The sequence below is a fragment of the Anabaena sp. CCY 0017 genome, from assembly GCF_963920885.1.
Taxonomy (GTDB): Bacteria; Cyanobacteriota; Cyanobacteriia; order Cyanobacteriales; family Nostocaceae; genus Nodularia.
The window spans coordinates 1-13,264 of the sequence record NZ_CAWUDG010000030.1 but is presented as its reverse complement, the minus strand read 5'-3'; the positions used below and the strand labels follow the sequence as shown (position 1 = coordinate 13,264).

Annotated in this window: 15 protein-coding genes and 1 pseudogene; 12 read left to right on the top strand and 4 right to left on the bottom strand. The window is 39.0% G+C overall.

From position 1 onward, the window contains the following. Positions 1–2 precede the first annotated feature (2 nt). The 4 genes from ACM0OW_RS22575 (at position 3) to ACM0OW_RS22560 (ending at position 3,222) form a co-directional block, all read left to right on the top strand. Positions 3–791 carry a hypothetical protein gene (locus ACM0OW_RS22575; RefSeq protein ID WP_414552545.1) on the top strand — a complete coding sequence of 263 codons (789 nt, stop codon included), beginning with the start codon at positions 3–5 and terminating at the stop codon, positions 789–791. Positions 792–824: 33 nt separating this feature from the next. Then, the gene (gene kdsA / locus ACM0OW_RS22570; RefSeq protein WP_414552544.1) at positions 825–1,649 is read left to right on the top strand and encodes a 3-deoxy-8-phosphooctulonate synthase; all 825 of its coding nucleotides are present in this window, start codon (positions 825–827) and stop codon (positions 1,647–1,649) included. A 304-nt stretch (positions 1,650–1,953) separates the two neighbouring features. Beyond that, positions 1,954–2,658: an HAD family hydrolase gene (locus ACM0OW_RS22565; RefSeq protein WP_414552542.1), complete on the top strand. Its 705-nt coding sequence runs from the start codon at positions 1,954–1,956 to the stop codon at positions 2,656–2,658. 204 nt (positions 2,659–2,862) lie between these two features. Then, positions 2,863–3,222: a hypothetical protein gene (locus tag ACM0OW_RS22560; protein ID WP_414552541.1), complete on the top strand. Its 360-nt coding sequence runs from the start codon at positions 2,863–2,865 to the stop codon at positions 3,220–3,222. Between the two features lie 153 nt (positions 3,223–3,375). Here ACM0OW_RS22560 and ACM0OW_RS22555 read toward each other — a convergent pair. The 3 genes and pseudogenes from ACM0OW_RS22555 to ACM0OW_RS22545 form a co-directional block, all read right to left on the bottom strand. Continuing rightward, positions 3,376–3,712: pseudogene (locus tag ACM0OW_RS22555) on the bottom strand (EF-hand domain-containing protein). 287 nt (positions 3,713–3,999) lie between these two features. Then, positions 4,000–4,932 carry a nucleotidyl transferase AbiEii/AbiGii toxin family protein gene (locus ACM0OW_RS22550; protein ID WP_414552540.1) on the bottom strand — a complete coding sequence of 311 codons (933 nt, stop codon included), beginning with the start codon at positions 4,930–4,932 and terminating at the stop codon, positions 4,000–4,002. After that, positions 4,932–5,528: a type IV toxin-antitoxin system AbiEi family antitoxin domain-containing protein gene (locus ACM0OW_RS22545; RefSeq protein WP_414552538.1), complete on the bottom strand. Its 597-nt coding sequence runs from the start codon at positions 5,526–5,528 to the stop codon at positions 4,932–4,934. The genes ACM0OW_RS22550 and ACM0OW_RS22545 overlap by 1 nt, the downstream gene beginning before the upstream one ends. 317 nt (positions 5,529–5,845) lie before the next feature. Here ACM0OW_RS22545 and ACM0OW_RS22540 point away from each other — a divergent pair, with 317 nt between their 5' ends. Then, entirely contained in the window at positions 5,846–6,091 is a 246-nt protein-coding gene (locus tag ACM0OW_RS22540; RefSeq protein ID WP_414552537.1) for a DUF1902 domain-containing protein, read from the top strand. Beyond that, complete coding sequence (locus ACM0OW_RS22535) at positions 6,092–6,289, top strand: type II toxin-antitoxin system HicA family toxin (protein ID WP_006198105.1); 198 nt, start codon at positions 6,092–6,094, stop codon at positions 6,287–6,289. A gap of 366 nt (positions 6,290–6,655) precedes the next feature. Here the strand turns inward: ACM0OW_RS22535 and ACM0OW_RS22530 are convergent, their stop codons facing one another. Then, the gene (locus ACM0OW_RS22530; RefSeq protein WP_414552536.1) at positions 6,656–6,844 is read right to left on the bottom strand and encodes a hypothetical protein; all 189 of its coding nucleotides are present in this window, start codon (positions 6,842–6,844) and stop codon (positions 6,656–6,658) included. Between the two features lie 285 nt (positions 6,845–7,129). Here ACM0OW_RS22530 and ACM0OW_RS22525 point away from each other — a divergent pair, with 285 nt between their 5' ends. The 6 genes from ACM0OW_RS22525 (at position 7,130) to ACM0OW_RS22500 (ending at position 13,037) form a co-directional block, all read left to right on the top strand. Further along, the gene (locus ACM0OW_RS22525) at positions 7,130–7,393 is read left to right on the top strand and encodes a hypothetical protein (protein ID WP_414552535.1); all 264 of its coding nucleotides are present in this window, start codon (positions 7,130–7,132) and stop codon (positions 7,391–7,393) included. A gap of 909 nt (positions 7,394–8,302) precedes the next feature. Next, positions 8,303–10,135, top strand: a complete 1,833-nt coding sequence (gene mobV / locus ACM0OW_RS22520; protein WP_414552533.1) for a MobV family relaxase — start codon at positions 8,303–8,305, stop codon at positions 10,133–10,135. Between the two features lie 1,998 nt (positions 10,136–12,133). Continuing rightward, positions 12,134–12,277 carry a hypothetical protein gene (locus ACM0OW_RS22515; RefSeq protein ID WP_414552531.1) on the top strand — a complete coding sequence of 48 codons (144 nt, stop codon included), beginning with the start codon at positions 12,134–12,136 and terminating at the stop codon, positions 12,275–12,277. Between the two features lie 13 nt (positions 12,278–12,290). Beyond that, on the top strand, positions 12,291–12,482 hold the full coding sequence (locus ACM0OW_RS22510; RefSeq protein ID WP_414552529.1) for a hypothetical protein: 192 nt from the start codon (positions 12,291–12,293) through the stop codon (positions 12,480–12,482). 26 nt (positions 12,483–12,508) lie between these two features. Then, positions 12,509–12,679 carry a hypothetical protein gene (locus tag ACM0OW_RS22505; RefSeq protein ID WP_414552528.1) on the top strand — a complete coding sequence of 57 codons (171 nt, stop codon included), beginning with the start codon at positions 12,509–12,511 and terminating at the stop codon, positions 12,677–12,679. Positions 12,680–12,758: 79 nt separating this feature from the next. Further along, a complete protein-coding gene (locus tag ACM0OW_RS22500; protein WP_414552526.1) occupies positions 12,759–13,037 on the top strand; it encodes a hypothetical protein in 279 nt (92 codons plus the stop codon). Positions 13,038–13,264: the final 227 nt, after the last annotated feature.

Sequence of the window (13,264 nt, the reverse complement as noted above, 5' to 3'; positions counted from 1 at the left end):
GTATGTCTCAAAAATTTATTAACTATAAACGGCTAGATTTTTTTCTCAACACCTTAACGAAAGAAACAGAAATATTTAAATGGTACAATTTTAAAACTTTCTTGACACAAGAAGGGTTTCAAAGACTTTTATTAGACTTTCCTTCAATTAAATGGTTTGAAAAACATGAAGGCATTGAGCGTCGATATGGACAAAAGCCTCATGACAGATATTATCTTGCTTATGAAGAATCTATTCATCATCCTCAAGAAAATAGCCCAAACAGAGGAATAGTTAAACATACAAATTTACCAAAAAGTTGGCAGATGTTTTTAGAAGAGCTAGAAACTAGCACTGATTATAAAGAATTTATTAAATATATAATAAAAGCTCCTTTTTTTAGTACTCGCTACGATTGGCATATAGGAGTTAATAACTCGGAAGTTTCTCCTCATTTAGATGCACCAGCCAAAATCGCTACACATATATTTTACTTCAATACAAGCGAAGATTGGAATTTATCTTGGGGAGGAGAAACTTTAATGCTAGAGGGTAAATTAAACGATAATATGAATCCAGATTTTAGCGATTTTATTAAAACTAGACCAGTAAATATTTTAAATAATCACAGTCTTCTCATTAAAAATACTCCAGATGCTTGGCACGGAGTTAAGCCGCTTATATGTCCAAATGATAAATATCGTAAATTATTTAATGTTATATTTGAAATTCCAGAAGATAGAAATCAGTCCTTATTTTACCGTGCTGGCTTAATAAATGGCTTGCTTTCAACACCACAACTAAATAAATAGTGTAAAAGTAAAATAATTTTTTGTTTAAGAATCATGAAACAAGTAAAAATTACAGAGGATTTATTGATTGGTGATGGTTATCCATTGACATTAATTGGTGGTCCATTACTAATTGAATCGGAAGATGCCACTTTGAAAATAGCAGAGAATATTTACAATATATGTAATCGTTTAGGAATTTCTTTTATTTTCAAGTCCTCTTTCGATAAAGCCAATCGAACATCTATTAATTCATTCCGTGGTCCATTATTAGAAAAAGGATTAAAAATACTTCAAAAAGTTAAACAGGAGGTAGGTGTACCTGTTCTCGCTGATATCCATGAAAGTCACCAAGCTGCTCTTGTAGCAGAAGTTGTTGACGTTATTCAAATTCCTGCTTTTTTATGTCGTCAAACTGATCTACTATTAGCTGCTGCTGCTACAGGACGAGCTATCAATGTGAAAAAAGGTCAACATCTTGCTCCTTGGGACATGAAAAATGTTGTTCAAAAGCTAGAGCATGGAGGAGCTAAAAATATTCTTCTCACAGAACGCGGGACTTGCTTTGGATATAATAACTTTGTTGTTGATTTTCGTTCCCTTCCTCAGATGCGAGAGCTAGGTTACCCTATAGTTTTTGATGCTACAAATAGTCTTCAAAAAACCAAAGAAGTTAGTAAAACTGAGGAGCAGAGTAAATTTATACCTTATTTAACTAGAGCGGCAGCGGCCGTAGGAATTGATGCTCTTTTTATAGAAATTCAGGAAAACTTAGATATTTCTTCCAATGCTAGTCCCAATAGAGCATCTTTAGAAAATCTTGAGTATATATTAAAGCCAATCATAAAAATCCACAGTATTTACTCTCGTGAAATTTGAATTAAAACTACATAAAAGGAAATTGTTCATTACTTACTATAGCAGTCCTAAATCATTTTTACAATTCTTATTAGCGTTCTTTTCCTGACGGAGACGCTACGCGAATGCAATTCCTTAAAACCAGTATTTTCACAACTCAGATAGGATTGCTATACGCTAAATTGTTTTAGACTAAATCATTGGTTTATTTGACATTAATTCGGCATAAAAAATAATTTGACCCTGGATTGGTGAAGGTTTTGGAAAAATAAACTAATATTTGAAATAACAGGTACTGAAGAGCCTAAAATTATCGATAAAATGTATGTTAAGAATATTTACTGATTTTTCTGGACCATTAATAGATATTTCTGATCGTCATTATCATGTTTATAAATATTGTGTATCTAAGTGTAAAAAATCTGATCAACTAGTAAAATTTTTGTCAAAGGAGGACTTCTGGCAATTAAAAAAAGCTCGTGTCAATCAGGAAAAAATTGCTATTCTATCAGGATTACAACAAGATCAAGCTGAATTATTTATGGAGCAATATAAAAAAAATATTAATAATTTCCATTATATGGCTTATGATAAACCAATTATAGGAGTAGAAGAAGCTTTAAAAACTGCAAAAAAAGCTAATATTGATTTGGTTTTAATAACAATGCGACGGGTAAAAGAGTTGGAATTTGCTTTCAATTCTTATAATTTAAAACAATTAAAACAATTTTTTCCTGAACATCAAATTTACTGTGTAAGTGATGATTATATAAAAACTCATGATATAGAAGATAAACCTTTACTTTTAGAAAAAGCATTAGCCGAACTAACTCCTGTATCTGATACTTGGATGATAGGAGATACTGAAGCAGATATTATTGCCGCAAAAAGATATAACCTCAAATCAGTTGCAGTCTTATCTGGCAGTCGTAATTACACTCAACTAGATATCTACAAACCATATATCATAGTCAATGATATTCTTGAAGCTATAAATTTTATTATCTATGGCGGAATGGCACTAAGATAAGCCGAAATCTCGTTAGGGCAGGGTGTTGGGAATAGGGTGTTGGGTGTAGTGTTTAAGAAAATTGAATTTTAGTACGTTCTAGAGTTAGACGCTGACACGCAGAAAATGGTAGAGGAAGCGATCGCGCACTCAGGATTATCAATAGCCGAGTTTGTTAGAAAATCCTGCCAGACTTACTCGGCTATTGTCGTAGGCAAGGCGAAAATGTCTAACGACGACTTGACCACAGTTTCAACTCAAGACCTACTAACTAACAGAGTTTACAAGACTCACCCCAACCGTGCTGAGGAATTAACCAGACGCGCGATCTCCGCACTGGAAACTCATAATAATAATTGCACTGAGAAAAGCCAGAAATGGCATATTAACCAAACTGCTATACAAAGTCTTACGGGTAGCAAGCCAGCGACTGTTAAGGAAATTCTCAAGGGATGCCAGCAACGACTGGATGACCACAATGCCAAGCATGACCTGAACCCCTATGACAACCGCAAGCCAGGACAGAAGCTGACTGAGGTTATCGACTTGGCCGCACTTGTTCCTGATGGGGTGGATGTGGATTGACACTCTCTTATTAGTCTCCCCAAATCAAACCGCGTCCCACAGAGTAAAAAGTTGGGAGCGGTTTTGGAGTTTGGTGTCAGGCTTAAGTTATTGGGTGCTGAAATTGGTGTCAGTGGTGGTTTTAAATGGTAGGTTTATTTCCGCCCTGCGGTACTAGATTAAATTACTTGCTTTCTCAACTGCTTCCTTTAACTCTTCAAAGGTAATACTACCGTCTTCGTCTGAATCATACTGTGCTAGTAACTCCTGGGGGCTATTGGTATTTGTTTCTGATGAAATGATTGCAGTTAAGCCAGGACTTAAAAAAAACTCATTACAGCAGTTCCCGGTGTTATGAGGTACAGATATTAATGATAAAACTCTTGTGGTGCGGGCATCTTGCCCGCTATGTGTACCTCATAGCAGAAGGAAGTGCTGTAAGGGACACTTTGCCGTCTTGATCGCGATCTAAGGAATTAAACAGAGATTGAAGCTCTTGCTGGGTTGCCATAAGTTTCTATTTGAATGAATTTTTCAATTTAATATCTCATTAATCTCTCATTAATCTCTCAAAATTAAACATATCCTTAGACGTAGAAACGGGTATTGCTGGGGCTTAGATCAGGTGTAGGCTGTGATACAGGGTCTACAGTTGGGACAATGAAAATCAATCAGCACGGTCGAGCCAAAGATCACTTTACCGACTTCTACACCAAGTGACAGCATCGACCAAGCAGAAGCCGGCAACGGTTAAAGAAATTTTCAAGGGAAGTCAAGATAATTAGTTTAAATATATTTTCATAGGTTGTTATTTATATCCTCCCAATACCCTGCTACATTCCAAACTTTTTCAAAGCTTTTATTTTGAGCAGATGCCATACAAGGTGGCATTATAAAACTTTTAATAAAAGTGACAACTTCATCAAAGGTAAGTTGCGGTTCTCCTATTTTAACTTTTTTTAAAAAGGCTATCCATAGTTTTCGTTTTTCTGGATCATTAGTAAATTCTGGGGTTAAAGCTAAAGGTACTTTTATTGGTATTTCTGTTTTGCGTCGTGTAAAAGTATTTTTTATAGCTTGGCTAAGTAAATCCCCTTGAAATTCAAAATCTTTACAAAGAAACCAAATATCATAAAAATCTTTAATTCGGCTATTTTTTATACCCAAATCAACCATTGCTTGAAATTTCTCAGCTATTACTGTTTCACGAGGATAGGTTTTCAATTTTGGCTTGGGAACATCTAGAATGGTATCAATTACTTCTTCTTGAGCATCGGGTGTAACAACATCACCAAATCCAATATCAACTTGAAGCTTACACAGATTAGTACCTAGTTTTCCTGTAATGTTAACTCTTACTCCTTCATACTGCTGGTCTTCTTTTATTACTTGAGCTTTGATAGATTCCGGTAAAAAAATAATTCCATCTTCTTCACACTCTATTAAGGAAATTTCTTGAAAAACTTTTTCTATATGTTTGACTTCATTATTGCCAAAACTTAAGAAATCTAAATCTTTTGTTGCTCTATGTGGTTCACCATTCCACACCTTAAAAAGTGTAGCTCCTTTCAAAATGTATTGTTGTTGATTTGGAGATTGACTAAGCCTATATAGCAGTCTTTCACCGACATACAGGGTTAGCAAGTAATTATATTGCTCCCCTCTTTTTCTAGATAAATTTAACAATTTATCTCGGATGGAAGCTGCTATATTAATAGGCTTTTTTGACATTATTGTAGAGAATTGAGATATGGACGTATGACATTATGTACTCGACAAATTTTAGCGTAATGCCATAGTTCATCCATTGAGCATCTTCTTTCTCTCCAACATTCTCGTAGTGCTTCAAGCGCCACATCTAGACCAATTTTATTGCGAAATTTAAAACAATCCACAACTGTTTTTGCCAAAGAATATACTCGTACATTCACACATTCTATTAGATGTTCTTCAACACCTTCACAGAGGGATTTACCAGACATATAAACAATTCTTAGAGGTAGAAGATTGTCTTTTGGGGGACGGTGCTTGTGAGGTATAGCAAGCCATACCTCAAAAGGTACTTGAGTAGTTAGCCCATAAAAACTAAGTGCTGATAGAAGACAAATTACTCCACTAGGAACTCGTTTAGCAGTTTCAGCCAAGGTATGACTTTCTGTAATTTCAGCTTCTGCAAAAGTGTAAATACCACGGGCTGAACGTATCAGTAGTCCTTGCTGTTCAAGGCGTTTGAGATATTGTCTGTGAATACCTTGTGCTTCTATATCTTTAGCTCTAATTATCCCTTTTTCACGGGCATAATCTAGCACCTGTTGTGTTTTTGACATAATCTATACGCTTGACGGCAATACAGCCTTGGGTTCAAATGTGATAAAGTGTTAGCAGTAGTTAACACTTTATCACAATTTATCACATTTTTTTCTGTAACGCATCGTTAAAACTAAAAAAGGGAATTGACAACCGTAAGCCGGGACAGAAATTAGCTGCACTGCTTCCTGATGGGATGGCTTAAGTGTTGTTGTGTTGTTTAAGCTATGACCACCAGAAAATTTTAGTTACTGAAATTGTATTGTGGTCACGATTGCGAAACAGATTAATATAACGCAAAATAGGCTCAGGTAGTGTTAACCACGGAGTTTGCTGCATGGAACCAAGAATCACTATAAAAGTTCAAGCTTTCTGGGATGCAGAGGCAAGTGTTTGGGTTGCCGATGCTTCAAACTTACCCGGATTAGTAACAGAGGCTGAAACCATAGAACAGCTTACAAAAAAATTAGAGATGATGATTCCAGAACTCATGGAATTAAATCAAGCTAATTCGTTTGGTAAAAAACCTGTGGTTTTGGATTTAACAAGTCATTTTCAGCAACCTATTGGAGTAGGCTGTTAAATAAGCGTATCCTTTACCCCTGAAGTAAAACGTATTTTAGAAAACGCTGGATGCTACTTCAAAAGACAAGGTAAAGGAGATCATGAGATTTGGTATAGTCCCATCACCCAAACTTCCTTTGTTGTAGATGGCTGTATGAAATCTCGTCACACAGCCAATGGGGTTCTAAAACAAGCTGGACTAGAAAAGCATTTCTAAAGTCACTTTAGTTTTGAGACATAGAAGTTTTTGACTAGGCGATATTTGGCGAGAATTAAAAAATCTAAAAATATGGGATAGAATAGTAGAGATTGTAGTTGCACACTCAATGCGTACAGTGAGCCAAAGACTGACCGTGTAATTGCCCACGGTAAAGGGGAAAGCAAAACCTCGAACGGTCGAATAACCATCAAGGCGGTTGAGAACACGGCAGTGCATGGTGAACAATCCCCGACCCCAGGAAAGACCAGTCAGGGAAACAAGAAAAAAGCAGTGCTAAAAAGCGCTAGTTTTTTGCTGAAAACAAACCAGTAAAAAACAGCCAGAGTTTCAGCGCTGTATTGTGCTGTTTAAAAATATTATTTTCTAGCGAATCGCCACCCATACAGACACCCCACACATGATTGTGGGGTATTTTTTATGACGTACCCGCACCAGTTTTGTACTACCCCGCACCACTACCCGCACCACTTCAAAAAATGCCCTAGTGCTACAGCCCTGACTATGGCTACATTCCAGCCTTCTTAGCCGCAGTACCCGCACCACCCGCATCACTTTTTATAGGAAATGAAAAACAATGACAAAGAAAAAAATTAAAAAAAATAATTTTCTATATTCACAAAAGTGAGTAGAACCCCTCAAAACTGGTGCGCTTGATGCGGGTACTGCGTCAAAGCTTGATATAGCGTTGTTTCAGGCTAACAACTGGTGCGGTTACTGGTGCGGGTAAGGCTAAAACTGGTGCGGGTGGCATAGAAATGAGGATTTTTTGAATTGGCCTGACAATTCTCTTCCACCCTTCAAAATAAAAATTACAAATGATCACTCAAGGAGAATGTAATGGTACGTCCCCCTATTCATCCTGGAGAAATTCTTGGTGATGAAATCAAAGCCCAATCATCTGCATGGGGAGTGGGGAAAAATGCAGCCGTCTTTTTTCACGGGGTCAAGTTGGCGGAAGTTGTCTATGCCTACACAAGAGATGATAGTTATTGTACACAGATGCAGCAGATTGGATTTATAGCGATTAGCGCTCCGCGCTATCGCCTCTGGCGGGGCTTTGCTCATCGCCACTGGTGCGGGTGGTACAGAAAAATTTTTTAATATTTTTCTGTACAGTTTTTGTTAAATTAAATACTAGATTACATTGAGCAGACATTTTGTATCTAAATCAGTGATTCTGGTGAAATATGTCTGCTGTTTTGCATTAATGACACTTACTTACACACCTTTTTAGCCTGCCTACAGTTGTCTCTAGCCAGCTTAATAATTGCCAAAATAGACAATTCAGTGCAAAATGTCTGCTAATTTGCACATCAAAAAAGAGCGAAAATTGCTGTTTAATAGATATACAGACTGGTTTTTAGCCATGATTTTTCAAATTACCACTGTCATTAAACTCAAAATTATTGAGAATTATGTAATACATTGATGTTGCAAAAGTAATTCAAAAAACGGCTCAAAAAACATTTTGTAATTGTAATTACTACAAATAGTTACAAAAGAGTGGTATCAGTCCTTGAAGAAAGTCCAGTAAACCCGAAAACCTCTAATCATTCTCATTAAATCAAACTTATTGATAGTAAAATAGCCGTAAACCCTGATGAATACGTTAAATAAGCCAGTGATTAGCAAACCGTCGCCCAAGCATTTTTGATAGTATTCTCAGGTAAAAATTGACCCCAGAACACCTGATTTATTCTCATTAATTCAAAATTATTGACAAGATGAAATCAGGGCAAAAATTGATAAATTAATCATTCTTGAGAGCCGCTAAATAAACAATAATTCAGCCAATTTGATATAATTTTGAGGGAGAGTTTTTATCAATTAGGGGCAGGGGAAGCGCTACCCCACAACCGCATCAATCTGAGCTAAAATTTTCTAGTTACGTAGTGAGTATGGAATAAAAAATTAGGGGGGAGCGGATACCGATATTGACACTCGCCCAGAGACAACCCATAATTACCCTATAGGGCATAAAATCCGGGCTAAATAGACAACTGAAAACAGATGACAGGGTTAGCAATTTTACGAGTAGGGAAGCTGAAATCTTTTGGCAACGTAGGGGGTAGTGAAGCCCATACAGCCAGACTTCAAGAAACTACCAATGCCGACCCAGAAAAAACAAATATCAGATTGATTGGGGACAACGACCATCCTTTAGAGGAAATAGTCAAAACCAAAATAGCCAGCAGCACAAAACACAAGCCCCGCAAAAATGCCGTATTGTGTAGTGAAATGTTTTTGAGTGCCAGTCCCGAATATTTTCGACCTCATGACCCATCACTAGCAGGGGAGTGGGACAATCACCGGATGCTAGACTTTGCTAACACCTCAAAGAATTGGTTAATTTCCAATTACAGTCATAAATGCGTCAGGGCAGAATTGCATTTAGATGAAGCCACCCCCCACATTCACGCTTACATCGTTCCAGTCAACGATAAAACCAAACAACTCAGCCACAATGAAATGTTTGGGGGGTCAGCCAAAGAGTGCAGAATCAAATTATCCAAATTGCAGGATAGTTATGCGGTTGCACTAGCGCCATTGGGTATTGAACGAGGAGTCAAAGGCAGTAAAGCCAGCCACACCAAAATCAAAGAATATTACCAAGCAGTTAACAGCAAACCCTTGACTTTAGAACTGCAACGATTAGAACCCATATTGGGAGAAACAGCACAGCGATTCTATACTCGAATCAAAGCTGACCCAGTTATACAAACACTTGACCATCAGTTAGCGGATCGTCAACGCGCCATAGAACACGAACAACGAGCTGTTCAGAATGCGTTAGCCAGCGAAAAACTCCGGCAACAACTCGAAGCAGAAGTTGTAAAGTTACAGCAGCAGACAGAAAAACTACACGACTTGCCCCTGGAGGATGTAGCTTGGCAGTTGGGCTTAGACCGTGACCATAACCAGTCGGGGCAATCGAGAGGTCAGGGTAACAATATGAATAATCAGCCAGGGAAATGGACAGGCCAGGGTAACAATATAAATATAGATGGCTCCAAATTCTATGACTTTCATCCCAGTGAACAGAGGGGTGGCGGTGGTGCTATTGACTTGGTGATGCACGTTAACCAGTGTGATTATCGGCAAGCGATCGCGTGGCTGTATGATAATTTTGGTGAAGCTGGGGTAGAAAAAGCAGTCATCGCCCAAGATCGAAAAATCGCCACTGAATTTGCACAGTTAGAACCCAGACCCCAATTTGTACCCCCATCAGCTGATGAGCGTCAATGGCATAAAATAGAAAATTACCTTACCCAGAAACGAGAATTACTACCCAGTTTTATCCAAGCAGTTCATGAGCAAGGTTTAATTTACGCTGATGAGCAACAAAACGCCGTGTTCTTAATGCGGAATTTGGATGGTGAAACCACAGGTGCATTTTTGAAAGGAACAGGGGAAGATAACAGCTTTCAGGGATATGTGAAAGAAAGCAAGCGTACTCAAGGGTGGTTTCATTTAAAACTGGGTGGAGAACAAAACCGCGAAATTGAAAAAGTTGTATTGTGTCAATCCCCCATTGAAGCAATGTCATTCGCCACTCTGGAAATGGAAGTTCAGCAAGGAATACCCAAAACCAGGACAATGTACATGGCAGTAGATAGCCCCAAAAGTCTGCCAGTGGAATTTCTGCGAACTGTTCCCGCAGTGGAAGTGGCTTATGACAATGATCATGCCGGGAATGAGACGGCACGAATGATCATGGAACAGTTACACCATGCCATGCGAGTTAAACCCAAAGGCAAAGATTGGAATGAGACGCTGTGTGCATGGAGAAAGCAGCAAGAGCAACAGAGGCGTGAGCATCCGGGGCAGGGACTAGAACTTTAAAAGCCAATTGTTTATCCTGAAGGCTATTTGTGGGGAATACTGGGGATTGTGCGGTCATTGGTCATTGGTTCTTAGTCCCCAATACTTTGCAGTAGCTAGTTTGTCTTAAAAACAACTGACTGCTAATTCACACAATTCTCGTTTTTGACAAAAAAGTTTTTTTCCAAGCGAATCTCCCAAACCCTTACCTAGAAAGCCAAAAAACAGGGTCAATCGATTTTTAATTGTTTAATAAACTAAATCCATTGTCCCGCCTATAAATATACGCAAATATACAAAACCATGTATAAATAAAGTATTGCTGAAAGTATAGGGGTTTAGCGCTGGGGAGTGAGGAAGTTTCCAAAATTATCTGTGTAGGTGTTGAGATGTTTCTATGCCTATACAAGCCGATGGGAATTGTGCAGGGATGCGGGAATTGAGGAATTAACCAGACGCGCGATAGCGAAGCTCGCCGAAGGCATCGCCCCATAGCCGAATGGCACTAAGATAACGGCAAATCCATTATTTATAAGGCTTTTGGGTGTGGGGTGTGGGGTGTCGGGTGTGGGGAATTAAGAAGTTGTTGAACACATGAACGTACTAAAATTCAATTTTATTAAACACTACACCCAACACCCTATCCCCAACACCCTGCCCTAACGAGATTTCGGCTTATCTTAGTGCCATTCCCCCATAGCCCCCAGCCAACCATCCCCAGTCAAACCCAAGACAGAAGCCTCAGCAATGGGGTTATTTTTATGGGAATGGCTATTCTATCCTGTAGGGTTATTTTGGAGAATATTGGGGATTGTGGAAGCTATGGGAATCCCCATATCGCCACCCCTCCCAAAATATCAGCGTGTAGCATTTAGGACACTTCAGCCCATCCCACATCCTTAAGAAATTAAAGCCAGAAGGATATGAAAAATCTAGTCACACACAAGCTTAATTATTATAAGGAAATGGGTTTGTGTGTGACTAGACCTAAAGCCTTGCTGCACAATCATTGCAACAATTCTTGGTGGTCAAAGCTTGCCAAGTCACACACAAGCCATTTTGGGGTAAAAACGGGTGTGTGTGACTAGATTTATTGGGTGAACTGTACTGAGATGGCAGTGGGGATTGGGGAGGATTTGAGGGAAAATATCTCAGTATGTTGTCGGCGGCGGCGATAATTTTGGGGGAGTGGGAGAATTTGGAATTGTGGCGATAGCGAAGCGCTCCGTAGGAATCGCCTCCTCCAGGTGCGCTCCGCGCTATCGCCAACGTCTAAGTATTGGTTTAATTTTTATCAAGAAATCCCCTTCTAAGTACAGCCAATAAGAATTATCCTGTTTTAGCTGTGGCATCCCAAAATAGGGTGATTTTTTGGATAAGGAACATTCTACATAATTGGGTATTCATTGCCGTTCCTGGCGATTTTAACGCTGTTCATTGCATTTAAGTATATAAAGCCAAAGAATACATTATGTCCACCCGTACAATAAAAAAAGACTTTTATTATAAATTTAGGGGGGGGTGGACTGTAGGAATTACATAGTATAAGTATTATAGACAACGTAATAAATAATGCCATATTGAAGAAATAAAAATAATGCTAAAATCAGTGTTTTGATGTAAGTTTTTAGTAGTTTAAATTACTAAACTAGATGAAGTTCTAGAGGGAAATTTATTAATATTATCGCCAGCGCTAAAAATAAAATGTGATGCCATGCCTATACAAGTCGATGGGAGTTGTGCAGGGATGCGGGGGAATTTTTACGGTCAACCGTGAAAATGGCGATGCCTTCTCTACGAGACGCTCCGCGAACGGCGGGGCTTTGCAGTAGCAAATTAGGTATAAAAATAACTGACTAATAATTCATACAATTCTCGTTTTTGACCAAAAAGTTTTTTTCCAAGTGAATCGCTCAAACCCTTATCTAGAAAGCCAAAAAACAGGGTCAATCGATTTTAAATTGTTAGATAAAATAAATCCATTGTCCCGCCCATAAATACACGCAAATATACACAAGTATGTATAAAACAACCATTGATAACGGTATACGAAGTTGGGGAGTGGGGAGAATCTTGGAATTGTTGGCGGCGGCGGCGGAAGTTTCCAAAAATATCCGTGTAGGTGTTCAAATGTTTTTATACCTATACAAGCTGTTTGTGTGATGGGAGTGGGGAGATGATGCTATGCCTATTCATTAGCCATAACTTTCAGGGATGCCAGCAAAGACTTGATGATCATAATGCCAAGCATGACCTTAACCCCTATGAAAACCGCAAGCCAGGACAGAAGTTAACTGAGGTCATCGACTTGGCCGCATTGGTTCCCAGTGGAGTAGTGCGATCTGCTTTGCAGCAGCGCGATCGCTAACTAACATCATTTGCAGGGAGTTAGCGATGGGCAAAGCCCCGCAGAAGGCATCGCCACCCAACGCCACCCCAACCCAACAGAGAAGCCCCAGCAATGGGGTGATTTTTATGCAAATGTGTATTCTATCCCGTGGGGCAATTGTGGGGAATGCTGGGGATTGTGCGGTCATTGGTCATTGGTCATTATTTTTGGGGTGAATTGTACTGAGATGATAGTGGGGATTGGGGAGGAGTTGGGGGAAAATATCTCAGTACAATTGCAACATATTTCATGGTTATGCCTATACAAGTTAGTACGACTTGTGCAGGGATGCAAGCTGTTGGCGATCGCCTCTGGCGGGGCTTTGCCCATCGCACTAGGGAAGTTTCCAAAATTATCTGTGTGGGTGTTGAGATGTTTCTATGCCTATACAAGTCTATGGGAATTGTGCAGGGATGCGAGAAAATTTGGGAATTGTTAGCGGCGGTGTTATGCCTATACAAGGTGTTTGTGTTGTGGGAGTGGAGAGATGCTGCTATGCCTGTACAAGGTATCTATGAGGAAGTGCAGAGATGACGCTATGCCTATACAAGGTGTTTGTGATGAGATGCCGACAATGCAGACATAACAAGAAAGATGCTATCATGCCTATACAAGGTGATATGTATAAGATGCCGATAACGCAGAGATGCTATCATGCCTATACAAGATAATTAGTCATAGGGTAAATAAACGCAAGTATCCCTATCCCTATACAAGATAACTAAAGCAGTCCTTACTAACATTCCTTGTTCTCTAGAGAA